The organism is Limnobacter sp., from assembly GCF_046297615.1.
Lineage (GTDB): Bacteria > Pseudomonadota > Gammaproteobacteria > Burkholderiales > Burkholderiaceae_B > Limnobacter.
In genome coordinates, this window is sequence record NZ_JBKBHM010000010.1 from 1 (window position 1) to 25,787 (window position 25,787).

Below are 25,787 nucleotides of genomic sequence, written 5' to 3' on the forward strand. Positions count from 1 at the left end.
CCAAAAACGGCAGCCTGAACTCCACCGACCGTGTGAACCTGAACCGTGAATACACGGAACTGGCCAACGAAGTGGAACGGATTGCCACGGGCACCACCTTCAACGGCAACTCGGTGTTTGCGGCCGCCAACAAGAGCCTGTCCTTCCAGGTGGGCACTGGCAACGCCACCACCGACACCCTGACCCTGAACCTGACTGACACCGGTGCAGCGGGTGGTAACGATTTGCAGAGCATTCTGGGCGGCAACACCGCCGGTGCGATTGCCACCAACTTTGGTGACATCACGGCTGTGGCCAACGCGGCCAACGCGCTGACCTCGATTGACGCGGCCTTGGACGACATCACCGGCATCCGTGCGGTGGTGGGCGCGGGCCAAAGCCGCCTGGAGCAGGTGGCGGCCTTTGCCGACCTGTCCAGCGTGAACCTGTCCACAGCCCGTGGCCGCATCATGGACGCGGACTTTGCCAAGGAAACGGCCAACCTGACCCGCTCGCAGATTCTGCAGCAGGCCGGCACCGCGATGCTGGCACAGGCCAACCAGTTGCCCAACAACGTGCTGAGCCTGTTGAAGTAAGCAATCGGACAACCCCACCCTTCGGGCCACCTTAAACAGGTGGCCTTTGTGCATTGCAACGCTAAAGAAAACCCGGAAAGCAACCGTTAATCAAGACATGAGGGGGCGTAATGGCCCCATACACTGCGAAGGTGACGACCATGAGTATGTCGATATCAATGGACAAGTCGGCCACGCCACCGCAACCTGCGGAGCGTGCACAGCCGCCCGCACAACCCGCTGCCCAGCCCCTGATGGGCCCTCAGGCTGAACTGAGTACCAGTGAAGTGCTGGACATTGTGGCCAAGGCCAACGATGCCATGAAGAGCAGCCAGTCCAATGTGCTGTTCACGGTGGACCCTGACAGTGGAGAACGTGTTGTCAAGGTCGTCGACAAAGAGACACAGGAAGTATTGAGGCAAATTCCCACCGTGGAAATGCTGAAGATTGCAAAGGCCATTGAGAAAATGCAGGGTGTACTGGTGTCTACCCAAGCGTGATCAAGGGCCGCAGGTTTGAAGGAGCGAGGTCATGGCAAGTATTTCATCCGCTGGCGTGGGTTCAGGTTTGGACATAGAGAGCATCATCAGCTCCCTCATGTCTGCTGAACGTCAGCCACTGAGCAAGATCAGCACTGAACGCACCTCCATCAACACCAAGATTTCCATCTACGGCATCATCAAAAACTCGTTTTCCGAGTTACAGACCGCCGCAGACAAGCTCACCAAAATGAGCACGCTGAACCCGATGAAGGCCACATCCAGCGCGGACACGCAAATCGGGGCCACAGCCAGCTCAACCGCCACGAAGGGCACTTACAGCCTGTCGGTCAGCCAGTTGGCCAGCGCGCAGAACATTGCAGCACCGTCGGTGGCCAATGCCAACACCACCGTGGGCGAAGGCACCTTGACCATTACCCTGGGCGGCTACAACAGCGGCACCAACACCTTCACGCCCAAAGCGGGAGCAACCCCTGTGGCCATCACCATCGGCCCAGGGCAAAATACGCTGGAAGGGATTAAACAGGCCATCAACAATGCCGATGCGGGTGTCACTGCCAGCATCATCAATGATGGCACTGGTGCGCGTTTGGTGCTGACCAGCAAAGACACCGGTGCTGAAAACGGCTTCAGCCTGACCGTGGCCGACAACGATGGCAACAACACCAACACCAGCGGGCTGTCCATGCTGGCCTATGACCCCACTGCCACGGCGGGCAGTGGCAAAAACGCCACCAGCCTGCAAGCGGCGCAGAATGCCAATTTCACCATCAACGGTTTGGCGGTGACCAAAGCATCCAACAACGTGAGCGATGCTGTGGATGGCCTGACGTTGAACCTGAAACAGGTCACCACAAGCCCAGTGACCGTCACCGTCGGGCTGGACGACAGTTCGGTTAAAACCAATCTGGATGCTTTTGTATCGGCCTACAACAAGATACGCGGCAACCTGAAAGATCAACAACAAAAAGACGCCACACTGTCCAAAGAAACCACACCTTCAAGCCTTGAACGTGGTTTGCGCAACATTCTCCGCGACAGTGTGCAGGCGTATGGTTTGACCCTCAGCGACATTGGCATGAGCTTTGACAAGTCAGGCACCTTGTCGCTGGACAAGACCAAACTCGATGCAGCACTGGCGAAAGACCCAGCCATTCTTGAAAAAGTATTTTCAAGCACCGGCGTGGCCAGTGACGCCCGAGTCAAATACCTGGGTGCCACCTCCAAAACCCAGGAAGGCACCTATGCAGTCAACATCACCGGTGCAGGCAGCCCGGGTGTGAACATCGTCGGCACCATCAACGGAGCGGCTGGTACAGGCATCGACAATGTGATCACCGGGGCCACCGGTGATGCCTCCGAAGGCCTGCAGTTTTCCGTGGTGGAAGGCCAGACAGGCAGCATGGGCACAGTCACATTCAGCCGGGGGCTGGCCGACCGCCTCAGCGACTGGATCGACAGCCTGAATGCAGAGGGCGGTGCATTGGCGTCCAGGACGGACGGACTGAACAAGCGCATCACCAACCTGAAAACCCAGGAAGACCGCATTAACCTGCGTCTGGATGTGGTTGAAAAACGTTACCGGGCCCAATTCACAGCCCTGGACAGCATGCTCTCGAGCATGAAACAGACCAGTTCTTACCTGAGCGCTCAACTCTCTGCCCTGTCCAGCGGTTGACAGCCCGATTAACCAAACAGTGCACAAAAACCCCTGTTATTGAATTCATGCCACAGCCAGCAGCGCCGTTAACATGATCAAGAACAACGCTTTTCAGGTGAATGCAACATGATGTACGGCGCGAAAGCCTATGCCCAAGTGGGCCTGGAAACCGGGGTGAACAGTGCATCGCCCCATGGGCTGATTGTCATGCTGTATGACGGTGCCATTGAAGCCCTGCGAAAAGCACGGGTGTGCATGGAAATGAATGACACCGAAATGAAAGGCCGTTATCTGGACAAGGCCCTGCGCATTGTGACCGACGGCTTGACCGCAGCGCTGGATGTGAATGCCGGTGGCGAGCTTGCTGTTCAATTGCGCAACCTGTACGAATACATCTGCAAGGAAATTGTGCTGGCCAACGTGCAAAACAATGTCGAGCGACTCGACGCATGCATGGGCTTGCTTGACGACCTGCGCAGTGCCTGGCTGGAAATTGGAACAGCCAATACACAATGACCGAACTGGCCCCACACGAGAAGGACAACATGGGTACGATGCTCAACAACAACCTGAACGCAACCATCATGGCCCTGTACGCAGCAATCGCGAACCAGAGCCAGGCCATGTTGCAGGCCGCACAGGAAGGCGACTGGGACGGACTGTGCGAGGCTGAAGAACAGTGCTCCAAACTGATCCACGAACTGCAGAACGCCAAGGCGATGCAGGAGATTCAGTTGAATGACGCTGAACGCAGCACACACATCGCATACCTGAAACGAATTCTGGCAGACGATGCCGCCATTCGTGACATCACCGAACCACGCCTTCGTCAGTTGGAGGAATTCCTGCGCGCTGCCAACAACAACCAGCGGCTGTCCAATTCCTACGGCTCGAACTAAACGGCAAACCACTGCGCGGTAGGGTTTCATCACCATGGTCATGACCCCGATCCGCACCAGCAATCCGCCCTCAGTCAATACACTCTCGTATGCCAACCCGGGCGACCGGGTTCAAGCAGACAAAGGGCCCGTGGCACCTGTGGTCGCCATTCTGACCCGGCAATTACCCCTGCCCCAAGCCCAGCAACTGGCTGGTCAAACCAGCCTGGTTCGGGTTCTGAAAAGTGGACCTGGGGACCTGACCGAGCTGGATGTGAATGGCCAAGCGCTGGCGGTGAAAATTCCGTCAGGGCGCACCTTGACTGCGGGCGAATGGGTGACCGTCAGTTTTGCCCTGATGGATGAAACGGGCAATCTGGGGGTCAACTCCGCACAAGGCAAAAAAACCCAGGATGTTCGGCCCGGGGCCACCCCCACTTCCACCCTTGCAACAAGCAACACCGACGAAGAGGCCGACGGCCAAGAGTCAGGCAGCCTGATTAACAGACTGTCCCAAGGTGCACGTTTAATTGGACTCGTGGAACGTTTGACCCAGAACCAACCGACCCAAGTGTCCACACGGGTCATGCTGAGCCTTGAACAACTCAGCCAGAACCCGGCTCTGTCAACCCCTTGGCAATCAAGCGCTGCAAACACCAATCCTTTTGCTGCGCTGACCAACAACGGCCCGGAAAAAGCTGCCATGGCATTTCCCACGCTGAACCGTGGCAGTGCTGCAAGCAACGGATCGACTGGGGCTCAGCAAGTGAGCCTGAACGTCAACCCGGCTGTGACGGGCGCCTTGGCCGCACAGGTCAGCTCTGCTGTAGAGAACAGCGGCCTGTTTTACGAAAGCCACCTGCAGCAATGGGCACTGGGGCAACGCAGCCAAGACAAACTGGCCCTTGAACCCCAAAGCAAATTCACCCAAGAACAGGTGATTCAGGAACAAGGCCTCAACGCTGCAGCAGTCGCCCAATCGGGGCGTATGGTCAACGCGCAATTGGCTGTGCTGGACCAACAACGCATTGAACTCCAGCTTCAGGGCCTGCTCGGGCGGCCTGTGGACATCGAAATTCAGCCTGACGAGCATGGTGAACAGCCCAGCGATGCGGGAGAGCAGGAAGGTAACCGGCCCTGGGTGGCACGCTTGAAGCTGGACATGGCACATTTGGGTGTGTTGCAGGTTCGAATACGCATGATAGGGTCGAATTGTGATGTACAGATTGCCAGTAACGAGCAGGGCAAACAGGCCCTGGACCGCCACTGGCGCAGTTTCCAGGACGCGATGGCGGGTCAAGGTTTGCGCTTAAGCCACGGCCAGGTCGTTGTGGAGGATAGCAATCATGGCTGAGCAAAAAATGAGTCCACAACAGGCTGTGGCACTGGCCTACCTCGAAAACTCTGGCGCCCCTAAGGTGGTGGCCAAGGGCAAGGGGCTGATTGCGGACCAAATCATTAAAAAGGCCCGTGACTCGGGTGTATTTGTGCATGAAAGCCGGGAACTGGTTTCCCTGCTCATGAATGTGGACCTTGATCAGCAGATTCCGCCCGGCCTTTATCAGGCCATCGCAGAACTGCTGGCCTGGGTGTATCAAGTCGAACAAAAAGAACTGAGGTCATCATGATCAACCCGGCCATCATTCCCGACGCCGATCCCTCGGCCCTCCAAGAATTCGCCGTTCATTCCGAACCCATGGTTCGAAAACTGATTCAAACCGTGCTCGATGACGAACACGAGGTGTATGTCTTCGTTCATCCGTCTGACCAGTATTTTGTCAGTGAAGTGCTGGGCATCGACTGGAAAAGTGGCTTCATGTGGTTGGGCACACCCTACGAAAAAGGCCTGGTGCAAAACTGCGGCGCTCAGACGCCCTACACACTGGTCAGCTTCCCGGATGGCGTGAAAATCCAGTTTTCCGGACTGGGTTTGTTGCGCCAAAACTATGAGGGTGCTGATGCCATTCAACTGAAACTGCCCAAGTCGGTGGTTCGTCTGCAGCGCCGGAACTACTTCCGCGTCATGGCTGACTCGGAAATTAACCGACAAGTGAAAGTTGAAATTCCGGGCTTGGCGGAGTCCCCCAGCCTATTGGACATCAGCCTGGCCGGCTGCGGACTGCTGATGCGCCACAAGCCTGAATTTGCAGTGGGGCAGGAGATGCGCAACGTTCGGCTCAGCCTGCCAGACGGTGAACCGAGCATGCTGGTGCGCTTGGAAATCAAAAACAGCAAACCGACCCAGGATGACCCGGACATGGTTCAATTGGGCTGTGAGATGAGCCTGCTCGAGCGGGGCGGTGAGCGGCGTTTACAACGGTATTTGCTGTCCTGTGAACGGCGCTTGCGCACCGTTCAGCAACTGGCCTAGGCCAGAAGGGTCAACGGCGGCGGCGTCCACCCCCGCCAAACAAGGAACCCAGCACACCGCGCACCAGCTCGCGCCCAATCTGGGAGCCCACCGCGCGGGCTGCACTTTTGGCCATGGACTGGGCAACACTGTCGCGGCTTCGGGCCCCCTTGCCGGCAGGCTGCCCAAACAGCACATCGCCCAGCCCGCCAAAGCTTTCACCCCCGCCCTGCCCCCACACTTCACCGGTGCTGACGGGTTTGCTGCCAGCCCCTTGCGCAGGTTCACGGTTCAGCGCCGCCGATGGTTGCGCCCTGGCCTGCAACAGCTCGAAAGCCGATTCACGGTCGATGGCCTGTTCATACACCCCAGCCACCATGGAATTGCTCAAAAGCGTCTGACATTGCTCTGCAGTGGCTGGGCCAATCTGGCTGGCTGGTGGGCTGATCCACACACGTTCAGTCACCTCAGGCGCACCTTTGGCATCCAGAAAAGACACCAATGCCTCACCCACACCCAAAGCCATGATGGCCTCTTCAATGTTCAAGGCCGGGTTTGGTCGCATGGTTTGTGCCGCCACTTTGACCGCTTTTTGGTCTCTGGGCGTGAATGCACGCAAGGCATGTTGAACGCGGTTCCCCAACTGCCCCAACACACTGTCCGGAATGTCCAAGGGGTTTTGGGTCACGAAGTAGACACCCACACCCTTGGAGCGAATCAAGCGGACCACCAACTCCACCTTTTCAATCAGGCTTTTCGGCGCGTCAGCAAACAGAAGGTGAGCCTCATCAAAGAAAAAGACCATGCGCGGCTTTTCGCGGTCCCCCACTTCGGGCAGGTTCTCAAACAGTTCAGAGAGCAACCAAAGCAAGAATGTGGCGTACAACTTGGGGGCGGCCATCAAGCGATTGGCCGCCAGAATATTCACCACCCCTTTGCCCGAGGAGTCGGTCTGCATCAGGTCTTCTATGTTGAGCATGGGCTCGCCGAAAAACCGGTCTGCCCCTTGGTTTTCCAGCGTCAGCAGGCCCCTTTGTATTGCCCCCACGGACGCAGCCGACACATTGCCGTGGGAACTTGTGAAATCACGGGCATGCTCGGATACATGCTGCAACATGGCACGCAAGTCCTTCAGGTCAAGCAAGGCCAAGCCTTGTTCATCGGCAATACGGAACACCAGGTTCAACACACCTTCCTGGGTGTCATTCAGATTGAGCAGACGGGCCAGCAGCAAAGGCCCCATATCACACACGGTGGCGCGCACGGGGTGGCCCTGCTCGCCCAACACGTCCCACAAAGTGACTGGGCAGGCAGCAAATTCGGGCACAGGCATGCCCTGCGCTTTCAGGCGGTCCAGCAATTTGGGAGTAGGCACACCGGCTTGTGACAAACCGGTCAAATCCCCTTTCACATCGGCCATGAATACGGGAACCCCGATTCGGGAGAACGATTCGGCCATGGTTTGCAAGGTGACTGTTTTGCCAGTGCCAGTCGCACCGGTGATCAACCCGTGACGGTTGGCCAGGGCGGGCAAAATGCCCAAGGGGCGGGCTTGGCCCGGTTGGCCGGTCATGGCCAAAGCAAGAAGGTCTGTCATGGCTGGTGGCATCCTCGGCGACGTGTGTTTCCCGCCGATTGTGCCACAGCCCTGCGATTACCCCGGCTTAAACCGGCATGTTCATGATGTCGTTGTAGGCCTGCAGCACCTTGTTGCGGGCCTGAACAATTCCTGTGAATTGCAGGGATGAGGTGTTCATCGCAATCACGGTTTCTTCCACACTGACTGAAGGGTCATCCATCTGCAAACGCCGGTTCAGGTCCGCTGATTTGTCAGACGCATCGCTGGCGCTCTTGAGGGCCTGTGCAATGGCATCGGCAAAACTGGCTTTGCCCGCGCCTTGGGCTGGGGCCGCTTTGGTCGCACCCTGTAGCGCATCGGTCACGGCACTGCTGAGCACCCCGGTTACTGCATTGAGCGAATTGATCATTCCTGGCTCCTGAGGGTTGATTGCGCATTTTTAACCTGAAAGCCGATACACCGATCAATCAAACAGACCGGAAAAGCCAAGCCAATTGAAAAAATCAATGCGGGGTGAACCCTACAGTTTTCAAAATGACCGCCGTTAACCCCGCTATTTGCCCGATCCACCACCCTGTGGACCCACCACAATCATCTCCATGAATTGTGAATGAACCGACTCCACAGGACTCGTATGGCAGACGCACTGAGCGCCGATACCCTTGGCGCAACAAGCAACAACCCGCTGGCCAATTTTCAAAGACGCTTCTCCCAATTGCCCCAGAAAAACAAAATCGGGATTCTGGTGGGCGTGCCTTTGGTCATCGCGCTGCTGGCCTCCCTGCTGATGTGGGCCAACCAGACCAGCTACAAAGTGCTGTTCAGCGGATTGAACGACCAGGACGGCGGTGCAATCACCCAGGCCCTGACCAACTTGAAAGTGCCCTACCAGTTCAACAACTCGGGCACTGCAATTCTGGTGCCCGCCGACAAGGTGTATGACACACGGCTTGCCCTGGCCAGCCAAGGCCTGCCCAAAGGCACGGTCAGCGGCTTTGAAGCGCTGGACAATCAAAAACTGGGCATCACACAATTTCAGGAACAGGTGAACTATCAGCGCGCACTCGAAGGCGAGTTGATGCGTTCCATTCAATCGGTGTCTGCCGTGCAAAGCGCACGGGTTCACTTGGCCATTCCCAAGCCTTCCATTTTCATTCGCGAAAAACAGTCCCCCAGCGCATCCGTGGTGTTGAACCTGTACGGTGGCCGCTCGCTGACCGAATCGCAGATCAACGGCATTGTTCACTTGGTGTCGTCCAGCCTGCCCGGCATGAGCCCCAAAGACGTCAGCATCGTCGACCAAACCGGCCACCTGCTGACCGACACCGAACCTGCAGCAGCCGGCATGAACCCTCACCAGTTGGCCTATCAAAACCAAGTGGAAAACAACCTGTCCAGCCGTGTGGTCAATATTCTGACCCCGGTATTCGGTGCCGACAACGTTCGGGCCACCGTGACCGCCAACATGGACTTTTCCACCCAGGAACGCACCGACGAAATCTACAAACCCAACGGCGACACCGCCCAAGCCACCATTCGCAGCCAACAGCTGAGCGAAACCAAGGACGGCACCAACACCAACCCCAGTGGCGTACCGGGCACGATGTCCAACCAACCTCCGGGGGCCACCACGGCACCCATTGGCCAGAACCCTCAGGATGCACTGAAGAACCCCAACAATGCCGCCGCAGGGGACAGCAAAACCAGCAGCCGGAAAGACTCCACCGTGAACTATGAAGTGGACAAATCGGTGCAGTACAAAAAGGAACAGGTTGGGAAAATTCAACGCCTCACGGCCGCGGTGGTCGTCAACCTGAAAACAGTGACCGACAAAAAAGGCGAATCACGTCAAGTGCCGCTCACCCCCGAAGAGCTGACCCAACTGGAAAATCTGGTGAAACAGGCCATTGGGTTTGACGAATCACGCGGTGACAGCATCAATGTCGTGAACCAAGGCTTCACCAAAGTGGCTGAAGAAGAAACACCGCTGTGGGCGCAACCTGACACCATGGACCTGCTCAAGTCACTGGGTCTGCCCATGGGTGTCGCCCTGGTGGCTGCCATTCTGGTGTTTGGTCTGCTGCGCCCCATGCTCAAGGCCCCCACACTGGAAGAACTGAACGAAGGCCCAGAACTGCTGCCGGGCCAACGCCGGCCCGCATTGGCCAGCACAGTGGGCGGCGATGGCAACAGCGACCTGGAGTTGCTCGAACAACTGCAACGTGAAGGCGCCCTGCCCGACAACGGCATGAGCAAACAGGAAAAGCTGGAGAAACTGCGCCAGCTGGCCAAGGAACACCCCCAGATTGTGGCGAACATCGTCAAGAACTGGGTCAACGGCGAAATCCAGAACGCCTGAACCACATAGGAGAAGCACACCATGGCAGACAGCGAACTGGGTTTACAAAAAGGCGCCATCTTGATGCTCAGCCTGGGCGAAGAAGAGGCGGCTGAAGTATTCAAGTACCTTGGCCCCAAAGAGGTTCAAAAACTGGGACAACAAATGTCCAAAACCAAGGACGTGCCCAAGGAACGGATTGAAGACATTGCCGGTGAAGTCATCGGCATGGCTGAAAGCCAGAGTGCCCTCGGGCTGGATTCCGACAACTACATCCGAAGTGTGCTGACCCGCGCCCTCGGTGAAGACAAGGCCGGTTTCCTGCTCGACCGAATCTTGCAGGGCAGCGACACCTCAGGCATTGAAGGTTTGAAATGGATGGACCCCGGCACAGTGGCCGAGCTCATCAAAAACGAACACCCGCAGATCATCGCCACCATTCTGGTGCACCTTGAACGCGACTTTGCTGCCGCCATCCTCAACCTGTTTGTGGAACGCCTCCGCTCCGATGTGATTTTGCGCATCTCCACCCTGGAAGGGATTCAACCCAATGCCCTGCTGGAACTGAACGACGTGTTGTCCAAAGTATTGGCCGGTGGCGAAAAACTGAAGAAAACAACGCTGGGCGGTGTACGTGCTGCGGCAGAAATTCTGAACTTCGTGGGCACCATGTCCGAAAAGGCCGTGCTGGACACCATCCGCGAATACGACAGCGAACTGTCCCAACGCATTCAGGACGAAATGTTCACCTTCGACAACCTGTTGGACGTGGACGACCGAGGCATTCAAACCCTGCTGCGCGACGTGCCCGGCGAGGCCCTGGTCATCGCCCTCAAAGGCGCCGACGAAGCCATTCGGGACAAAGTGTTCAAAAACATGTCCAGCCGCGCTGCTGAAGCCCTCAAGGAAGACCTTGAATCACGCGGCCCAGTGCGCCTGTCTGAAGTGGAAGCCGCGCAAAAGGACATTCTCAAAGTGGCCCGCAAGCTGGCCGACGAAGGCCAGATCATGTTGAGTGGAGGTGGCGAAGATGCCTTCGTCTGACCGTATCATTCGCGGTGCACAGGCCGACGAGTTTCAGCAGTGGTCCGTGAAACTGCTGGGGGAAGCCTTCGAAGGCCCGGTTGACCGCCTGCTCACCCAAATCAGCCGGGACCGCCCCGGCCTGCCCGACCTTCAAGCCAAGATAATTCCCTCGAGCCCGGCCGAAGAACAACTCAGCCTTCGTGAACAGGCCTTGCTGGCCCGGGAACTGCAACTGAACGAACTTGAAGACCAAGCCCGCCAACAGGGCTTCGCACAGGGCAGAGAGCAAGGCTATGACGCTGGATGGGTCGAAGCGGCTCAAGAGCGCCATGCCTTGTCTGAATTGACCACGCAAATGGCGGCAGAATTTGAAGCATTGAAGCGCACTTTGGCCGACAAGGTGGTTCAGTTGTCCGTCATGGTGGCCAAAAAGGTATTGGCGGACTCGCTGCACGCGCATCCCGAGCATGCGGCGGTGCTGGTCCAGGAACTGGTGGAGCAATTGGCCCTGGACCCTCAGTCATTGACCGTCAAAGCCAACCCGGCCACGCTCACGCAATTGCGAAACCACCTGCGCGACGACCTTGCCTTTGGGGCCTTGAAGTGGTCCAGCGACCCCAACCAACTGCCGGGCGGGGTGGTGCTTAGCCATCCTGAAGGTGCTGTTGATGCAAGCCTGTCCACACGCTGGGGCCGCATCATGGAAACCCTGGGTCAACAGGAAGCACTGACCGCAGAAGACCTGAACAAGGCCACCCTAACCCCTTCAGAACAAGGCAAACCCAACCATGGCTGACCTGCTGGACTGGCTGGATGAATGCAAGCATTTGGTTCAATACACGCCCGTGTTGCAACCCACCGGCAAACTGACCCGCGTGGCTGGTCTGGTGATGGAAGCTGTGGGTCTGAAACTGCCCGTGGGCAGCGTGTGTATGGTCACCCAGCGCGGTGTGCCGCCGCTTGAGGCCGAAGTGGTTGGCTTTTCAGGCGAACGCTTGTTCCTGATGCCCACCACCGACGTGCATGGCATGACTCCCGGGGCCATGGTATCGCCTGTCGAGCCACCACCCATGGTGCCCAAACTGGGCACACATGCACACCCATGGCGACGGCCCGAAGACAAAACCAAACACCTGCCTGTGGGCGATCAACTGCTGGGCCGAGTCATCGACAGCACAGGCCGCCCGCTGGACAACCTGGGCGAACTGCAGTTTGACAAACGCAGCCCCTTGGCGGCGCGCCCGATCAACCCGCTGGAACGAGACCCCATCCACGAACCGCTGGACGTGGGTGTGCGCGCCATCAACGCCCTGCTGACCGTGGGCCGGGGCCAACGCATTGGCCTCATGGCAGGTTCGGGCGTGGGTAAATCGGTGTTGCTGGGCATGATGGCCCGCTACACCAAAGCAGACCGCGTGGTGGTTGGCCTCATTGGCGAACGTGGCCGCGAGGTCAAGGAATTCATTGAACAGATTCTGGGTGAAGAAGGCTTAAAACGCAGCGTTGTGATTGCTGCGCCAGCGGATGTCAGCCCGCTTCTGCGCATGCAGGGCGCAGCCTACACCCAAGTCGTGGCAGAACACTTTCGCGATCAAGGCCACAACGTGCTCATGATCATGGACTCACTCACCCGTTACGCCATGGCCCAGCGTGAAATTGCCCTGGCCATTGGTGAACCACCGGCCACCAAGGGCTACCCGCCCAGCGTGTTCGCCAAACTGCCCGCTTTGGTTGAACGTGCGGGCAATGGACGCCCCGGCGGCGGTTCAATCACCGCGTTTTACACGGTGCTGACTGAAGGTGACGACCAGCAAGACCCGATCGCCGACTCGGCCCGCGCCATACTGGACGGTCACATCGTGCTGAACCGCCAACTGGCGGAAAGCGGACATTACCCCGCCATCGACATTGAGCAGTCCATTTCACGGGCCATGCACAACATCGTCAAACCGGGTCACCTGCACGCAGCCCGACAGCTTAAAGCAGCGTTCTCACGCGTTCAGCGTAACCGCGACCTGATCACCGTAGGTGCTTACGCCCCCGGGGCAGACCCGCAATTGGACCAATCTTTGGCACTTTATCCACAGATTGAAAAACTGCTTCAGCAGTCAATGTTGGAAAGTGCCGACTATGACGAGGCGCTTTCCGGCTTGGCAACCTTGTTCCCCAAGGAATACAACAGCCAGTGAACCCCAATACTGATGCGACACCATGAGCAATGTACTGAATCTGTTGATTGAGCAGGCGCGCAAGAAAGCAGACGAACTGGCCAAGGCGCAGGCGGAAACCCGCCAGCGCATTGCCACAGGCCAGGAAAAACTCGCCATGCTGGACCACTACAAAGGCGACTGCCAAAGCAAACTTCACAGCCAAGCGGCGCAAAGCAGCGTCAGCATGGCGTTGTGGGGCAACCAGCAGGCTTTTGTTGGAAAAATTGACCATGCCTTGCAACAACAACGGCAGGAATTGGTTTTTCTTGAACAGACGCTGCAACAGCAGCAACAGAACTACCAGGCCTGTTTGGCCCAGCAGCGCAAGTTTGAGGCCCTGCTCGACCGCGAAGCCAAAAAGCAAGCGCACCGTGAAGCCAAGCGCGACCAGAAAATGAATGATGAATTTGCCGCCCGCATCCATCGGGTGAACACCGCGGGAGAAACCCAGTGAGCAGCAGCCCCTTGAAAGCCACGCAGAGCAATTCAATGCCCAGCCTGGGCAAGGCACAGGTTCAACAGAACAAGGCCCGAGAGACCGACACAGGCTTCAACGCCCTGTTCGCCCAGGCCATGGGCCAAGGCCGATCACCATGGGACACACTGGACAAGACCCTGAACAGCCCACAGGATGAAGAGCGCCCCAAGAAGGAACCTGCACTGCGCAACCTGAATGCCGAGATGAGTCAGGCTGCCCTGTGGAGCCAGCAACTGAATTCGGGCAATCAAACCGCCAACCGCCCTGCCCCAACCGATTACAGCACACGCGCAGGTGAGGCCGCACGGCCCCAGTCTGTTGAAGGCACCAAGGCACGCGAAGCCGACCGCCAACCCCGGGGAGCCGACAGGCCAGAGGCCCGAAACCCCGAGACCGAAAGCACCGGCGCGCAAGAACAAGGTGCCGAACAACGCGGTACCACTGCCAGCAAGGACAGCCAACGCACCGGCACCGCCGAGCCTGCAGACCCAGGCAGCAACAATGCAGCTACCCAGTCGGCTGACTCTGCCAATGGCAACACCCCTGCAAGCCTGTCCACAACACCACCAAGCACCACGCAAAACATCAGCGCTGCGGTGCCCGCTTCTGAAGCAGCCAGCAGTGCCGTTGGCCCGGGTGCCTTGGGCCAAACAATCCAAGGCCCGGCTGGCAGCGGTTTGCAAGCCAAAGAGAACCAACAACCCAGCCAATTGGCTAAGCCTGACAAAGCCCGGGCACTACCCACTGATGTGTTGACGACCATCAACACGAATGGAAGCACCCAAGCGACCACGGACGCGGCCCAACCGGCGGTTAACCCCGTCAGCGCCACCCCCATGGACGCACGCAATGTGTTGGTGGCTGCACAAATCGCGCAACAACGCGGCCAAACCACAGAGACTGATGCCGAACTGGCCTTGCCAGTGACCAGTACAGCGGGCAAGCAACCGCTTGATGCCAGCCTCACAGCTGCCAATTTGGGCCAGGCACAAACAACCACCATCAACGCGCGGGGCAACACCCCAGCGCTTGAGCTGAAAACCCCAGTGAACCAACCTGGTTTCGCCAAGGAACTGGGCCAGACCGTTCAATGGTCCCTGGCCCGGCAAATGAACATGGTGGACATCCGCGTGAACCCGGAATCACTGGGCCCCATGAATTTGCGATTGGTTCAACAGGGCCAACAATGGCAACTGGTGATCCGCACTCAGGACGACAACGCCACCAATGTGATGCAACAAGCCGTGGCGGGCCTGAAAGACGTCATGGCCGCCAACGGCGTGCAACTCAACCAAGTACAGGTGCACACCAGCACTGCCCAAAACAGCCTGTCGGGCCAAAACCAAGACCCTTCCGCGTTTGCACGGCAGCAAGGTTCGGACTCCCGTCAAAGCCGTGGCCAAGCGGGTGGACGCCAGCCTGATGATTCCAGCAGCACAGGCACTGGCGCCATCGCCGACAGCTCAAGTGCCACGGCCAGCCCCAAAACCACCCGACAGGGTGGCGTGGACCTTTTTGCCTGACCCAGCCCCGGAAAACTTGCCCGGGCAGGCCCAATTGGGCCGCAAACCGGGCCTTATTCACCGAATTGTTCCGGCAACCAGATCGGCACAATGGTTCCTGAAACTCAACTCATGACAGACAGGATTCGGGAGTCGACATGGCCAAAGTCGCAGCGGTTGCCAAAAAAGAGGATGCTCCAGCCGAGCAGCCACAAGGCAAATCCAAGAAAAAGCTGATCATCATTCTTGTGCTGGCTCTCGTGGTGCTGGTGGGTGGCGGTGCAGGCGCATTCCTCATGTTGAAAAAACCTGCTGAGGACAAAGAGGAAGCCAAGCATGAAGTGCCCCACACACCGCCAGCTTTTATGGTGCTTGATCCGTTTGTGGTGAACCTCGCTGCGCCTGACCAATCCCGTTACCTGCAAATCGGCATCACCTATGAAACCAGCAACCCGCTGATTGCCGAAGAAGTGAAAACCTACACGCCTGTAATTCGCAGCCGGATCCTGCTCGTGCTTTCCGGCAAGACCGTGGAACAGTTGACCTCGATTGAAGGCAAACAACAACTGATGGATGAATTGGTGGACTTGGCGCGCGTCACCATTAAAGGCGACCCCAAGGACCCCACCCGTGGCATACGGGATGTCCACTTTTCTTCGTTTGTCATTCAATAAGCACCACCGATCGGAGCCAACATGCCCGGGGAATTTCTCAGTCAAGACGAAGTTGATGCCCTGCTACGAGGGGTCAACGGCGAGGAAGAAACCAAAGAAGCCGCTGACGGCGGCAATGGCATACGCCCGTACAACCTGGCCACACAGGAACGGATCGTTCGCGGGCGCATGCCCACGCTGGAAATCATCAACGAACGTTTTGCACGGTTGATCCGTATTGGCTTGTTCAACTTCATGCGCCGAAGCCCCGAAATTTCCGTCGGGCCGGTCAAGGTCATGAAGTACAACGAATTCATCCGCAACCTGGTGGTGCCGACCAACCTGAACATCATGTCCATGAAGCCGCTGCGCGGCAATGCCTTGTTCATTTTCGACCCCAGCTTGGTGTTCGCGGTCATTGATAACCTGTTCGGTGGTGACGGCCGCTTCCACACCCGCGTTGAAGGGCGTGACTTCACCCAGACCGAGCAACGCATCATCTCGCGCATGCTGGAAGTGGTACGTGAAGAGTATGTGAAATCCTGGGCCCCGGTTTTTCCGATGAAACCGGAGTACCTGCGCTCGGAAATGCACACCCAATTTGCCAACATTGCCACCCCCTCGGAAATTGTGGTCACCACCTCCTTCTCCATCGAGATGGGGGCCGGTGGCGGCTCATTCCACGTGTGTGTGCCCTACGCCACGCTGGAGCCGATCCGCGACCTGTTGTACTCCAGCATGCAGGGTGACCAGGCCGAGCCCGACAAACGCTGGGTGTCCATGTTGAAAAAACAGGTGCAAATGGCCGAAGTGGACTTGGTGGCCGAACTGGCCAGCACACAACTGGCCATCTCCGACATTCTTGAGCTACGCGTGGGCGATGTCATTCCCATCGACATTGATCAACGCGTTGAAGCCAAGGTCGACAACGTCCCGATTTTCAGTTGCTCCTACGGCACCAGCACAGGCCAATACGCCTTGCGCATTGAAGAAGTGCTGGCCGTTGCCCAGGAGAACTCCGATCAACTCAGCTTGCAGGACCTGCTGACCCGGGAGCCCAGAGCCTCCCAGGAACCACAGACCGAGCAGTAAGCCCGAAGGAATCCCACCATGTCAGACACACAGGAACAAGTCATGACCGACCCCGCAGACGATTGGGCCGCCGCGCTGGCCGAGCAAGCTCAAGCCACGGAACCTCCAGCCCCAGCGGCAGACAAGCCCGCAGCGAAGCCCGCGGCCGGGCTGTTCCAGCCTTTTGGGGCCAGCCAAAGCGCCGGGGGGCCCAATGACATTGACATGATCATGGACATTCCCGTCCAACTGACCGTTGAACTGGGGCGAACCAAGATTCCCATCAAACACATTCTGCAACTGGCCCAAGGCTCAGTGGTTGAGCTGGATGGCTTGGCGGGCGAACCCATGGATGTGCTGGTCAATGGCTATCTGATTGCCCAAGGTGAGGTTGTGGTGGTGAACGACAAGTTCGGTATCCGCCTGACCGACATCATCACCCCGTCAGAGCGGCTGCGAAAACTCAACCGCTGAAGTACACTATTCAAAATTACAAGCCTCGCGGGTGGGAATGTTGAAACAACTGTCAGCGCTGGTGCTTTGCGGCACCAGCTTGGCTGCATGGGCTGAAACGGCCCAGCAGGCCAGCCCCAATGACCATCTGGTCCAGACCACACTGGGTCTGCTTTTCGTTCTTGGCCTGCTCATGGCCCTGGCCTGGGTGCTCAAACGCGCGGGCCTTGCCCCCCAAAGCAAGCGCGGCGGCTTCTACAAAGTAATCGCCATGTCGCACTTGGGGCCGCGTGAAAAAATCGCATTGATTGAAGTGGGCGACACTTGGCTGGTGGTCGGCATGACAGCCCACAGCATCAACACCCTGCACACCCTGCCTGCGGGCAGCCTGACCGTGGAAGAAGCAGCCAACCCCGCAGCCACTTTCGCCAAGCTGCTCAACAAAGTGCAAGCAGGCAAAGCGAAAGCATCATGAGAAGCACCACACACACCCTCGTGAAATTGCTGCCCTGGCTGAGCCTGCTGCTGTGGGCCCACCCAGCCTTGGCGCAGCAAGTGCTGCCGGGCATCACCGCCACACCCGGCCCAGGGGGCACCACCAATTACAGCGTGCCCATCCAGACGCTGATCTTTTTCACGTTCCTGAGTTTCCTGCCCGCCGTGGTGCTGATGATGACTGGCTTCACCCGCATCGTCATTGTGCTGTCGCTGCTGCGCATGGCTTTGGGCACGCAGAACTCTCCACCCAACCAAGTGGTCATCGGGCTCAGTTTGTTTCTGACCTTCTTTGTCATGTCCCCCACGCTGGACAAGGTGTACGAGAACGCCTACGTGCCTTACACACAAAAGCAGATTGAATTCTCGGAAATGACCGAACGGGCCGCCGCCCCCATGAAGGAATTCATGCTCAAGCAAACCCGGGAACCCGACCTCTCCCTGTTCATGCGCCTGGGCAAGGTGGAGAATCTGGAGCAGCCCAGCCAGGTGCCGCTGAAGGTGCTCATCCCCGCGTTTGTCACCAGCGAACTGAAAACCGCATTCCAGATCGGCTTCATGATCTTCTTGCCTTTTCTGGTCATCGATTTGATCGTCTCCAGCGTGTTGATGTCGATGGGCATGATGATGCTCTCGCCCATGCTGATTTCATTGCCCTTCAAAATCATGTTGTTTGTGCTGGTAGACGGCTGGACCCTGTTGGTGGGCTCGCTGGTGGCCAGCTTCGAAGTGTGATTCCCACAAAGGCCCGCCCATGAACAGCCAAACCGTACTGAACCTTGGACAGGAAGCCCTGCAAGTGATGCTGCTGGTTTCCGGCCCCTTGCTGCTGGTTGCACTGGTGCTGGGCTTGGTCGTCAGCATTGTGCAGGCCGCCACGCAGATCAATGAAATGACCCTGTCGTTCATCCCAAAAATTCTGGGTATTTTTGCCACACTGCTGCTGCTTGGGCCTTGGATGCTGTCCACTTTGGTGGACTATACCCAGCGCCTGATCAGCAACATTCCGAATGTGATTGGCTGACAGGCAGGTTGAGTCTGTGATTCCCCTGTCCAGCGCGCAGATTGAGTTGTGGATCGCCAGCTTTGTGTGGCCATTCCTGCGTGTACTGGCCATGCTCAGCACCGCGCCGGTGTTCGACAACCGCACCATTCAGCGGCGCCTGCGGGTGGGCTTGGCTGCCCTCATCGCAATTCTGCTGATGCCGCTGCTGCCCCCTCCACCCCAAACCCTGAATTCAGCGCAAGCCATCCCCATCATGCTGCAGCAGATTCTGATTGGCGTATCGATGGGTTTTGGCATGCGCCTGGTGTTTGCCGCCTTTGAGATGGCTGGCGACTTACTGGGCCTTCAGATGGGCCTGGCCTTCTCCATGTTTGTGGACCCGGTTCGAGGGGGTCAAACACCCCTGATCGGTAGCTTTTTGGGCGTATTGGCCTCACTCGTCTTTCTGGTCATCGACGGGCACTTGCTGGTGATTGCTGCCGTCGTCAACAGCTTTGAGTTAATCCCCATTGGCAGCAACCTGGATGTGGTGAACCCCCAGAACATTGCCAGTGCCGGCAGCATCATGTTCATGCTGGCCCTGCAGATCGCTTTGCCGGTGCTGACCGCGGTGCTGATTTGCAACATCGTACTGGGCATGCTGGCCCGGGCAGCCCCGCAGTTGAATATCATGTCCATCGGCTTTTCCATCACCATCGGCATGGGCTTGTGGGTGCTGTTGATGGGCCTGCCCTACTTCATCTCGGGCATCGACACCGCCATGGAACGCATCCTGAACGTGTCGGTATTGAACCCCACCGCCCGCTGAAACAGGCCATCATTCCAGTTCAAAATCGGACACTGGAGCAATCAGCCCACCCAGGTTGCCTTTGCCGCGGTCAGCGGTGCCACTGAGCTGGTCTGTAACCACCGCCATCAATTCTTCCACTTCAAAAGGTTTGATCAGGTACTCGCTGGCACCCAAGGTGAGCGCCTTCTTCAGGTCTGACACATCGCTTCGGGCAGTCAACAGCACGAAGGGCACCTGCTCGTACACCGGGTCGCTGCGCACCAGACTGAGCAATTCAAAACCGTCCATGATGGGCATCATCAAATCACTGATGATGAGCTTTGGGCGCTGCGTCGGGTCATCCCGAAACTGACAAAGCAATTCATAGGCAATCGACCCGTCTAATGCCTCAACCACATCAAGGCCTGACAATCGAAGTAATTGCGCCACGTTCTCCAGAATTAGTTCCTGATCCTCTACGATCATCACGCGGGGCATGCATCCTCCTTCAGCGAGGGCAGATCCACACAAAGCCATGTAGCGTCTTCCTCCCGAATGATCATAAGTCGGCCACCAATAATTCGTATCACCCGCTTGGTGAGCAGCAGTGAAAAAGGCAGGTGTTCATCTTTGAAAGCGATTAACCCGTCCGGGGTATTGGCCTGCCGACGCTCCTGCAAAGTGTTGGTACCCAGCCATGCGGGCCAGTTCAGCAACTCCACATCGATGCGCAACCCTTCTGACGGAGTGCGCTTAACGTGCACTCGGCCCACATGGGTTTCGCGATGCTGGCAATAGGTGACCAACTGGCGCATGGCCTGGTTCAGCGCGTACTCGTCGGAGAAAAAATCACCATCCGTCAGATTGGCGTGAAAATTGAATTCCAAGCGGCCATGTGACCCACGAATGTGATTGTGGGCCCTGAAGAACTCGGACAGCGTGTCCTCCACATTCACGGCGGTGATGTTCAGGTTTTTGCGGTGGAATCCACTGCCCATGAACATCAGGGTTTCATCCACGAGTGCACGCAATTCCTTGAGCGCAAAACCGATTTGGTCCACATAAGTCATCAGGCGCTGCGTCTCGTGTTGTCCATTCATCAGGCTGCTTTCAATCAACGCCTTTGCCGATCCGATCACCGTCATCGGCGTGCGAATTTCATGGGACAAGTAATCCACAAACTGAGACTTGCGGCTGGACAACAAACTTTCCTCGTTCAACTCCTCACGAATCGACAACTCCAGGTCCATCTCGTGGGTGCGGTCGTGCAGAACGCCAACCAACTTGCTAGGCAAGCCGTAGGCGTTGCGCACAGCGACAATACGGAGCTCGACCTTGAGCAAGGCACCATAGGGGGTGCGATAGCGGAACTGGGTGATGTGGCTTGACGCAGGCTGCGTCAGGCACACCTGCATGGCCTTGTTCAGTTGAATTTGGTCTTCACCCAAAATACATTGGCGCCACACATTCACCGGTACGTTTTTTGGCTGAGTCTCCAGGCCCAGGGTACGCCGCCAGTTCTTGCTCAGGTTCAGGGTGTCCTGTTCAAGGTCCCATTCAAACATCCCGTCCTCCAGGGATGCCAAGGCAGCCACCAAGCCCTCCACAGAAACCTGATGGTCCTTTTGGGCCATTTCGATTTCCAATTCCAGTTGCCGGGCCTTGTCGCGGGCTTTGTTCAACCTTGCCTGGGTTTCCTCAATTTTGTTCAGCGCCGACTCATTCTGCTGTTCAAGTGCTTCGTTGTTGGCCTCAAGCACCAACACAGCGCGGTCGTGGGCCACATACACATAAGCCATCAGAAAAGTCACCATCAATCCGGTCAAGGCATTCAGGACCGTCAAGAAGGACTCTTCGTCAAACCACACCAGAGGGGACCGATTGATCATCACTGTCGGTTCGAATTGGACAAACACTGACACCATGATGACACTGAGGCTGTTCACCACAGCAAAGCCCAAAATCATGCGGATACGTTTGAGCACGGGCGGACGTTTACCGCACAACAACATTCGAAGTGGCTCAGCAAAAAAGAGATTGAGCAGACTGAAAGCCAAAGCCGAGGCCAAAAGGGGAACCCAGTGTATGGCCACGATCGTGTCTGCTGTACCAAGCAGCCGATAAGCCAAGTGAAGCGCTGGCAACACGGAGAAGGCCAACAAAGCAAATACGGCCTTGAAGACAAGCAAGCGATCCCGCAAGGCCTTCAGAATGGCATCGGTCAAGAGGATGGGCACCAAGGACAGCACCATAACCACGAGGTATCCTGGAATGGAGCAGACCACCGGGTGACTGTAGGGCAAGGTCACCGCCAGGTATGCATTGATCACACAGATGGCCACGGCTCGGGAAACCTGTGCGGTGAACTCAAAGGGCTTGAAACGCTCCGCGGGGCGCTTGAACCCAGCCAGGCGAATTTCCATGCCCGCAGCCAGCAGCAGGAGCGATGCGAAAAAACCCAGCAGAAAAGCGCTGAGGTGAACCTCTGACATCAAGGTCCACGCGTTGTTCACGTGATGGAGGAAAGCCAGGGAATGCGTCATGGAAATATCTTCAGGAGCAGGCCACGACTCCGGCTGGATTTAGAGCACACCATCGGTGGGTTTCACCAAGGCCGCACCCGATGCATTTCCTGAACAGGAGGTTAGGTGGCCCCGCCATGTTGACATTCCCTGACTATGACTAACACACATTTCAAAACATTTAGTGTTCTGTGGCAAGCAGTAAGGTTAGGTCTACCCCATTCAGGGGGTTTTGGGGGTTTCATTCTAACCACGGCCCCAAATGATGAAAAATTTCACGGAATGCCTAAAATTTGCCCTAATGATTCACAGGGTAAATTGATGACCAACGCACTTGAAGACAGCCTGGTCGCATTGCGGCGCATTATTCGGGCCACCGAGTCCGATTCGCGCGCTTTGGCCAAGCGGGCTGACATGGCCACCTCGGAACTGCACACCCTGCAGGTTGTTGAGGACAACCCCGGTATTTCACCCGGGGAACTGGCGCGGGCGCTCGGTTTGTCCCCGGTAACGTCCACGGTGATCCTGCAAAAACTCGAATCCCGCGAGTTGGTACAAAAAATTCGCAGCCGTCAAGACAAACGGCGCCTCGAAGTGGTGTTGACCGAACGGGGCCGGCAGGAGCTGGGGCAGGCGCCATCCAGCCTTCACCGGGTGTTTAGCCACCACTTCACCGAACTGGCGCCTTGGGAGCAACACCAGATCGCGGCTGTTCTAGGCCGTGTCATCGGCCTGCTTGGGGCAGACAATCTGGAAACATGATGTACGGACAGCAGTTTTTCCGGGGTATCCAGCGATTGGTCTGGGTTTTGGCGGCCATCACCCTCCTGGCCTTGGTCGTGGTTCAAGCCACAAAGGCAGTGCGAACTTGGCGGGATGACCGCCAAGCCCTGTGCGAGGACGTGCACAGCAAGAAGCTGAAAAACCTGTGCGACAGGATCGAAGCGGGTTAAATGCTTTCAAGTCTGAAGGATGTGGACCACAACCCTGTCCTTGCCTGCCTTTTTGGCCTTGTACATCAATTCATCGGCTGATTTGATCAATTGCGAAGGCGTCAGCCCATTCATGTTGCGCACAACCAACACCCCGACGCTGGCTGACACCCCGATTCCCGGACAGGTGTAGCCCACCACTTCGGACACCGCCGCCCTGATTCGGTTGCCCAGGGCCTCGGCCATGTCGGGCTTGAACTGGCCCGGGCTGAACAGCACAAACTCGTCCCCGGCAAGCCGGTACAGCGTGTCCTGGTTGCGCATGCGCAACATCAGGCGCGCGCACACGCGCTTGAGCAGCTTGTCCCCCATGGCATGGCCCAGGCTGTCATTGACGCGTTTGAAATGATCCAGGTCAAGAAAGCTCAACACGAAGGGGTTACGGTCAGACAGGGCCACCCACAGTGCATTGTCCAACGCCCTTCGGTTCATGACGCGGGTCAGGGGGTCTTTCAGATTTTCCTCAGACAGCGACCGGGAATGCTCATGCATGCGCTTGCTCACTGTGTAAAAGTGCAAGGGCAAAACGGTGAGCAAAAACAGGTTGGTGAGCAGCAAAGCCCCCTGCCCCTTCCAAAACGGCACAGTGAAATACAGCAGCACAAACACCGCAAAACCCAGACCGCAATGAATACCCAGGGAACGGGGTCCGTAGCGTAGCCCCCTGACCAATGCGATGACCGAGATCAGTGGGGCAGTGAAGGCAAACCATTCGGGTGCAATCCACAGGGCGGCACTGACCATGAGCAAGTCAAGCCGGTAGAGCACAGGCTCGTAACGCGCAGCCTTGGCTCGGCGTTCCGACAGGGCCTGCCACTGAAGGGCGCTGAGCAGAAAGAACAACAAGAGACCGTAGAACAACACTTGCAAGGGCCACTGCCCAGACAAGGTACCGGGCTTGGCAAGCACCAACAGGGCCAGCGCAGCTAGGCCTGAAAACAGCATGCGTTGCCGGGAACGAGCCAGGGAATCGCCCCGATCAAAATTGTCGCTGACTATGAACACATTCCATTCCGTGAGGGGAAAAGACCGGGCAAAAGGAAGGCCGCACTGAGGCCGGGGTTCACTTTGATGGTGAACTGCTCACTCACCAAATACCACCACTCGACAGGGTTATTCTAGGGTGAAGCGAATTGGGGAGGACAAAGCGGGTTCGGTCAATGGCGCAAACACCACAGAACAGAAAGCCCCGCTCGGGGCGGGGCTTCTGTGAGACCAAAATGTGACCAATGTGTCAGAAGCGTTCGAAATCTGCCACTTTGGGTGCGTCAGGTAGCGGCTTGGAGCTAACGCTGGTTTTCACACCAGCCGCTTCCGCTTCCTTCAGATTCGAATCGGCCGTTTTGAAGAAGGCAATCAATTTGCGCAAATTGTTCGACTCTCCAGTCAGTGATTCAGCAGTCGCAGCCAATTCCTCTGACATCCCCGCATTTTGTTGGGTCAACTGGCTGAGTTGGCCCATCGCGTCATTGATCTGACCTGCGCCCAGGCTCTGTTGCTTAGAGGCAGAAGCGATCTCGGACACCAGAGTGGCAGTCCTTTCAATGGCCGGCACGATCTCATCGAGCAAGCCTCCTGCATGCTGGGCCTTTTTCACAGAATTCTGGGCCAGTTTGCTGATTTCTGACGCCGCCTGTTGCGACCGCTCTGCAAGCTTTCGGACCTCGGCAGCCACCACGGCGAAGCCTTTGCCATGGTCACCGGCACGGGCTGCTTCAATGGCTGCATTCAAGGCCAGCAGGTTAGTTTTGTAGGCGATGTCGTCGATGATGGAAATCTCCGAGGCGATCTGTTCCATGGCGGCCAGGGTTTCAGACACGGCTACCCCACCACTGTTCGCCTTTTCACTGACCTTCATGGCCATATCCCTGGTCTCATTGGCACTCTGGGCATTTGACTGTATTGAAGCGGTCATCTCTTCAACAGAAGAGCTGGACTCCTCTACACTCGCAGCCTGTTCACTGGACGCCTGACTCAGACTCATTGAAGTTGTCGAGACCTGATCAGCAGCATTGGCCAGGGTTGAAGCGACAGCCCTCACTTGGTCAATCGTGGCCGACAACCTGCTAACCGTGTTGTTCACCGCCTTTTTGAGCGTGTCAAATTCACCAGAATACTGGCCCTCTACCTTTTTGCTCATGTCACCGTTGGCTGCGGCATCCATAACGTACCTAACTTCTGATATCGCGCTGGACAAACTGTCCACTGACTTGTTGACAGCCACTTTCAATTCATCAAAGTCCCCTCGATACAAGGTGGTGATTTTCAGCGACAGATCGGCCTGCGCCACAGCAGCCATGACCTTCTTGACCTCCTCGATCGGTGCGATCACGGCATCCAGAGTCTCATTGACACCGATCACAATCCGACGGAAATCGCCCTGATGCTTACTTGCATCAGCTCGCGTTTCCAGACGACCCTCAACCGCTGCGTTGGCCAGCATGTTGGCATCAGACACCAAGTTGTTCACCACATCAATACAGGTGTTCAGGTTATTCTTGATGGTGTTGAAGTCGCCGTTGTAGTTGTCCGTGATCTTCTCGGGAATGTCACCCTTGGAAATACGGTCTACGTAGTTCGCCGCCACGTTCAGCGGGTTGATCACCGCGTCCAGCGTCTGGTTCACACCTTGAACAATGCGGCGGAAGTCGCCTTCGTGCTGGCTGGCGTCTGCACGGGTGGACAACAGTCCATCCACCGCAGCTTTGCTCAACATGTTCGCATCCGCAATCATCTTGTTCACCGCGTCAA

The 25,787-nt window shown here is 57.2% G+C and carries 29 protein-coding genes; 23 read left to right on the forward strand and 6 right to left on the reverse strand.

Translation table 11 applies throughout. The annotated features are described in order from the left end of the window. The 8 genes from ACK4FF_RS15545 to ACK4FF_RS15580 form a co-directional block, all read left to right on the forward strand. The coding region (locus tag ACK4FF_RS15545; RefSeq protein WP_409711269.1) for a flagellin at positions 1-575 on the forward strand (575 nt) is incomplete at its 5' end. Positions 576-715: 140 nt separating this feature from the next. Further along, positions 716-1,054: a flagellar protein FlaG gene (locus tag ACK4FF_RS15550; RefSeq protein WP_409711271.1), complete on the forward strand. Its 339-nt coding sequence runs from the start codon at positions 716-718 to the stop codon at positions 1,052-1,054. A gap of 31 nt (positions 1,055-1,085) precedes the next feature. Then, a complete protein-coding gene (gene fliD / locus ACK4FF_RS15555) occupies positions 1,086-2,732 on the forward strand; it encodes a flagellar filament capping protein FliD (protein ID WP_409711273.1) in 1,647 nt (548 codons plus the stop codon). Between the two features lie 108 nt (positions 2,733-2,840). Then, positions 2,841-3,230 (forward strand): flagellar export chaperone FliS, encoded by a 390-nt coding sequence (fliS, locus tag ACK4FF_RS15560; protein ID WP_409711275.1) that lies wholly within the window; start codon positions 2,841-2,843, stop codon positions 3,228-3,230. Positions 3,231-3,259: 29 nt separating this feature from the next. Beyond that, a complete protein-coding gene (locus ACK4FF_RS15565) occupies positions 3,260-3,613 on the forward strand; it encodes a flagellar protein FliT (RefSeq protein ID WP_409711277.1) in 354 nt (117 codons plus the stop codon). Positions 3,614-3,647: 34 nt separating this feature from the next. After that, a complete protein-coding gene (locus tag ACK4FF_RS15570) occupies positions 3,648-4,946 on the forward strand; it encodes a flagellar hook-length control protein FliK (RefSeq protein WP_409711279.1) in 1,299 nt (432 codons plus the stop codon). After that, the gene (locus ACK4FF_RS15575) at positions 4,939-5,220 is read left to right on the forward strand and encodes an EscU/YscU/HrcU family type III secretion system export apparatus switch protein (protein ID WP_409711280.1); all 282 of its coding nucleotides are present in this window, start codon (positions 4,939-4,941) and stop codon (positions 5,218-5,220) included. The genes ACK4FF_RS15570 and ACK4FF_RS15575 overlap by 8 nt, the downstream gene beginning before the upstream one ends. After that, positions 5,217-5,963 (forward strand): flagellar brake protein, encoded by a 747-nt coding sequence (locus ACK4FF_RS15580; RefSeq protein WP_409711282.1) that lies wholly within the window; start codon positions 5,217-5,219, stop codon positions 5,961-5,963. The genes ACK4FF_RS15575 and ACK4FF_RS15580 overlap by 4 nt, the downstream gene beginning before the upstream one ends. A 10-nt stretch (positions 5,964-5,973) precedes the next feature. Here the strand turns inward: ACK4FF_RS15580 and ACK4FF_RS15585 are convergent, their stop codons facing one another. Both ACK4FF_RS15585 and ACK4FF_RS15590 read right to left on the reverse strand, forming a co-directional pair. Beyond that, positions 5,974-7,539: a helicase HerA-like domain-containing protein gene (locus tag ACK4FF_RS15585; RefSeq protein ID WP_409711284.1), complete on the reverse strand. Its 1,566-nt coding sequence runs from the start codon at positions 7,537-7,539 to the stop codon at positions 5,974-5,976. A 67-nt stretch (positions 7,540-7,606) separates the two neighbouring features. After that, complete coding sequence (locus tag ACK4FF_RS15590; protein WP_409711286.1) at positions 7,607-7,930, reverse strand: flagellar hook-basal body complex protein FliE; 324 nt, start codon at positions 7,928-7,930, stop codon at positions 7,607-7,609. 225 nt (positions 7,931-8,155) lie between these two features. On the opposite strand from ACK4FF_RS15590, the gene fliF reads away from it, so the two are divergent. The 13 genes from fliF to fliR all read left to right on the forward strand — a co-directional run bounded on the left by fliF (position 8,156) and on the right by fliR (position 19,561). Then, positions 8,156-9,880 carry a flagellar basal-body MS-ring/collar protein FliF gene (gene fliF, locus ACK4FF_RS15595; protein WP_409711288.1) on the forward strand — a complete coding sequence of 575 codons (1,725 nt, stop codon included), beginning with the start codon at positions 8,156-8,158 and terminating at the stop codon, positions 9,878-9,880. A gap of 21 nt (positions 9,881-9,901) precedes the next feature. Next, positions 9,902-10,903 (forward strand): flagellar motor switch protein FliG, encoded by a 1,002-nt coding sequence (gene fliG, locus ACK4FF_RS15600; RefSeq protein WP_409711290.1) that lies wholly within the window; start codon positions 9,902-9,904, stop codon positions 10,901-10,903. Continuing rightward, complete coding sequence (locus ACK4FF_RS15605; RefSeq protein ID WP_409711292.1) at positions 10,890-11,681, forward strand: FliH/SctL family protein; 792 nt, start codon at positions 10,890-10,892, stop codon at positions 11,679-11,681. The genes fliG and ACK4FF_RS15605 overlap by 14 nt, the downstream gene beginning before the upstream one ends. Further along, positions 11,674-13,074 carry a flagellar protein export ATPase FliI gene (gene fliI, locus ACK4FF_RS15610; protein ID WP_409711294.1) on the forward strand — a complete coding sequence of 467 codons (1,401 nt, stop codon included), beginning with the start codon at positions 11,674-11,676 and terminating at the stop codon, positions 13,072-13,074. The genes ACK4FF_RS15605 and fliI overlap by 8 nt, the downstream gene beginning before the upstream one ends. Before the next feature lie 22 nt (positions 13,075-13,096). Continuing rightward, the gene (gene fliJ / locus ACK4FF_RS15615; protein ID WP_409711296.1) at positions 13,097-13,549 is read left to right on the forward strand and encodes a flagellar export protein FliJ; all 453 of its coding nucleotides are present in this window, start codon (positions 13,097-13,099) and stop codon (positions 13,547-13,549) included. Beyond that, positions 13,546-15,096: a flagellar hook-length control protein FliK gene (locus ACK4FF_RS15620; protein WP_409711298.1), complete on the forward strand. Its 1,551-nt coding sequence runs from the start codon at positions 13,546-13,548 to the stop codon at positions 15,094-15,096. The genes fliJ and ACK4FF_RS15620 overlap by 4 nt, the downstream gene beginning before the upstream one ends. A gap of 137 nt (positions 15,097-15,233) precedes the next feature. Then, a complete protein-coding gene (gene fliL, locus ACK4FF_RS15625; RefSeq protein ID WP_409711300.1) occupies positions 15,234-15,749 on the forward strand; it encodes a flagellar basal body-associated protein FliL in 516 nt (171 codons plus the stop codon). Positions 15,750-15,770: 21 nt separating this feature from the next. Continuing rightward, a complete protein-coding gene (gene fliM, locus ACK4FF_RS15630; RefSeq protein WP_409711302.1) occupies positions 15,771-16,820 on the forward strand; it encodes a flagellar motor switch protein FliM in 1,050 nt (349 codons plus the stop codon). Between the two features lie 18 nt (positions 16,821-16,838). After that, positions 16,839-17,273, forward strand: coding sequence for a flagellar motor switch protein FliN (fliN, locus tag ACK4FF_RS15635; RefSeq protein WP_409711304.1), 435 nt, complete (start codon positions 16,839-16,841; stop codon positions 17,271-17,273). Positions 17,274-17,310: 37 nt separating this feature from the next. Then, a complete protein-coding gene (gene fliO / locus ACK4FF_RS15640; RefSeq protein ID WP_409711306.1) occupies positions 17,311-17,727 on the forward strand; it encodes a flagellar biosynthetic protein FliO in 417 nt (138 codons plus the stop codon). Next, entirely contained in the window at positions 17,724-18,482 is a 759-nt protein-coding gene (gene fliP / locus ACK4FF_RS15645) for a flagellar type III secretion system pore protein FliP (RefSeq protein ID WP_409711308.1), read from the forward strand. The genes fliO and fliP overlap by 4 nt, the downstream gene beginning before the upstream one ends. A 19-nt stretch (positions 18,483-18,501) precedes the next feature. Then, positions 18,502-18,771: a flagellar biosynthesis protein FliQ gene (gene fliQ / locus ACK4FF_RS15650; protein ID WP_409711310.1), complete on the forward strand. Its 270-nt coding sequence runs from the start codon at positions 18,502-18,504 to the stop codon at positions 18,769-18,771. Continuing rightward, positions 18,764-19,561, forward strand: a complete 798-nt coding sequence (fliR, locus tag ACK4FF_RS15655; RefSeq protein ID WP_409711312.1) for a flagellar biosynthetic protein FliR — start codon at positions 18,764-18,766, stop codon at positions 19,559-19,561. Before fliQ ends, fliR begins: the two co-directional genes overlap by 8 nt. 9 nt (positions 19,562-19,570) lie before the next feature. Here the strand turns inward: fliR and ACK4FF_RS15660 are convergent, their stop codons facing one another. Next, positions 19,571-20,020 (reverse strand): PleD family two-component system response regulator, encoded by a 450-nt coding sequence (locus ACK4FF_RS15660; protein ID WP_409711314.1) that lies wholly within the window; start codon positions 20,018-20,020, stop codon positions 19,571-19,573. Then, positions 20,008-22,065: a sensor histidine kinase gene (locus ACK4FF_RS15665; RefSeq protein WP_409711316.1), complete on the reverse strand. Its 2,058-nt coding sequence runs from the start codon at positions 22,063-22,065 to the stop codon at positions 20,008-20,010. Before ACK4FF_RS15665 ends, ACK4FF_RS15660 begins: the two co-directional genes overlap by 13 nt. 300 nt (positions 22,066-22,365) lie before the next feature. Here ACK4FF_RS15665 and ACK4FF_RS15670 point away from each other — a divergent pair, with 300 nt between their 5' ends. Then, positions 22,366-22,806 (forward strand): MarR family winged helix-turn-helix transcriptional regulator, encoded by a 441-nt coding sequence (locus ACK4FF_RS15670; RefSeq protein ID WP_409711318.1) that lies wholly within the window; start codon positions 22,366-22,368, stop codon positions 22,804-22,806. Beyond that, positions 22,803-22,997, forward strand: a complete 195-nt coding sequence (locus ACK4FF_RS15675; protein ID WP_409711320.1) for a hypothetical protein — start codon at positions 22,803-22,805, stop codon at positions 22,995-22,997. The genes ACK4FF_RS15670 and ACK4FF_RS15675 overlap by 4 nt, the downstream gene beginning before the upstream one ends. A 6-nt stretch (positions 22,998-23,003) precedes the next feature. Here ACK4FF_RS15675 and ACK4FF_RS15680 read toward each other — a convergent pair whose 3' ends face one another. Both ACK4FF_RS15680 and ACK4FF_RS15685 read right to left on the reverse strand, forming a co-directional pair. Further along, positions 23,004-24,041: a GGDEF domain-containing protein gene (locus tag ACK4FF_RS15680; protein WP_409711322.1), complete on the reverse strand. Its 1,038-nt coding sequence runs from the start codon at positions 24,039-24,041 to the stop codon at positions 23,004-23,006. A gap of 229 nt (positions 24,042-24,270) precedes the next feature. Further along, on the reverse strand, positions 24,271-25,787 hold a 1,517-nt coding region (locus ACK4FF_RS15685), incomplete at its 5' end, for a methyl-accepting chemotaxis protein (protein ID WP_409711324.1).

What these genes read in the sequence shown, in the direction of transcription:
- ACK4FF_RS15605 (WP_409711292.1), top strand. Translation starts at nt 10,890, where the DNA reads ATGCCTTCGTCTGACCGTATCATTCGCGGTGCACAGGCCGACGAGTTT.
- fliJ (WP_409711296.1), top strand. Translation starts at nt 13,097, where the DNA reads ATGAGCAATGTACTGAATCTGTTGATTGAGCAGGCGCGCAAGAAAGCA.
- ACK4FF_RS15585 (WP_409711284.1), bottom strand. Translation starts at nt 7,539, where the DNA reads ATGACAGACCTTCTTGCTTTGGCCATGACCGGCCAACCGGGCCAAGCC.
- fliO (WP_409711306.1), top strand. Translation starts at nt 17,311, where the DNA reads ATGTTGAAACAACTGTCAGCGCTGGTGCTTTGCGGCACCAGCTTGGCT.
- fliL (WP_409711300.1), top strand. Translation starts at nt 15,234, where the DNA reads ATGGCCAAAGTCGCAGCGGTTGCCAAAAAAGAGGATGCTCCAGCCGAG.
- ACK4FF_RS15590 (WP_409711286.1), bottom strand. Translation starts at nt 7,930, where the DNA reads ATGATCAATTCGCTCAATGCAGTAACCGGGGTGCTCAGCAGTGCCGTG.
- ACK4FF_RS15550 (WP_409711271.1), top strand. Translation starts at nt 716, where the DNA reads ATGAGTATGTCGATATCAATGGACAAGTCGGCCACGCCACCGCAACCT.
- fliI (WP_409711294.1), top strand. Translation starts at nt 11,674, where the DNA reads ATGGCTGACCTGCTGGACTGGCTGGATGAATGCAAGCATTTGGTTCAA.
- fliP (WP_409711308.1), top strand. Translation starts at nt 17,724, where the DNA reads ATGAGAAGCACCACACACACCCTCGTGAAATTGCTGCCCTGGCTGAGC.
- ACK4FF_RS15660 (WP_409711314.1), bottom strand. Translation starts at nt 20,020, where the DNA reads ATGCCCCGCGTGATGATCGTAGAGGATCAGGAACTAATTCTGGAGAAC.
- ACK4FF_RS15665 (WP_409711316.1), bottom strand. Translation starts at nt 22,065, where the DNA reads ATGACGCATTCCCTGGCTTTCCTCCATCACGTGAACAACGCGTGGACC.
- fliD (WP_409711273.1), top strand. Translation starts at nt 1,086, where the DNA reads ATGGCAAGTATTTCATCCGCTGGCGTGGGTTCAGGTTTGGACATAGAG.
- ACK4FF_RS15670 (WP_409711318.1), top strand. Translation starts at nt 22,366, where the DNA reads ATGACCAACGCACTTGAAGACAGCCTGGTCGCATTGCGGCGCATTATT.
- ACK4FF_RS15565 (WP_409711277.1), top strand. Translation starts at nt 3,260, where the DNA reads ATGGGTACGATGCTCAACAACAACCTGAACGCAACCATCATGGCCCTG.
- fliQ (WP_409711310.1), top strand. Translation starts at nt 18,502, where the DNA reads ATGAACAGCCAAACCGTACTGAACCTTGGACAGGAAGCCCTGCAAGTG.
- fliN (WP_409711304.1), top strand. Translation starts at nt 16,839, where the DNA reads ATGTCAGACACACAGGAACAAGTCATGACCGACCCCGCAGACGATTGG.
- ACK4FF_RS15570 (WP_409711279.1), top strand. Translation starts at nt 3,648, where the DNA reads ATGGTCATGACCCCGATCCGCACCAGCAATCCGCCCTCAGTCAATACA.
- ACK4FF_RS15675 (WP_409711320.1), top strand. Translation starts at nt 22,803, where the DNA reads ATGATGTACGGACAGCAGTTTTTCCGGGGTATCCAGCGATTGGTCTGG.
- fliG (WP_409711290.1), top strand. Translation starts at nt 9,902, where the DNA reads ATGGCAGACAGCGAACTGGGTTTACAAAAAGGCGCCATCTTGATGCTC.
- ACK4FF_RS15580 (WP_409711282.1), top strand. Translation starts at nt 5,217, where the DNA reads ATGATCAACCCGGCCATCATTCCCGACGCCGATCCCTCGGCCCTCCAA.
- ACK4FF_RS15575 (WP_409711280.1), top strand. Translation starts at nt 4,939, where the DNA reads ATGGCTGAGCAAAAAATGAGTCCACAACAGGCTGTGGCACTGGCCTAC.
- fliM (WP_409711302.1), top strand. Translation starts at nt 15,771, where the DNA reads ATGCCCGGGGAATTTCTCAGTCAAGACGAAGTTGATGCCCTGCTACGA.
- fliS (WP_409711275.1), top strand. Translation starts at nt 2,841, where the DNA reads ATGATGTACGGCGCGAAAGCCTATGCCCAAGTGGGCCTGGAAACCGGG.
- fliF (WP_409711288.1), top strand. Translation starts at nt 8,156, where the DNA reads ATGGCAGACGCACTGAGCGCCGATACCCTTGGCGCAACAAGCAACAAC.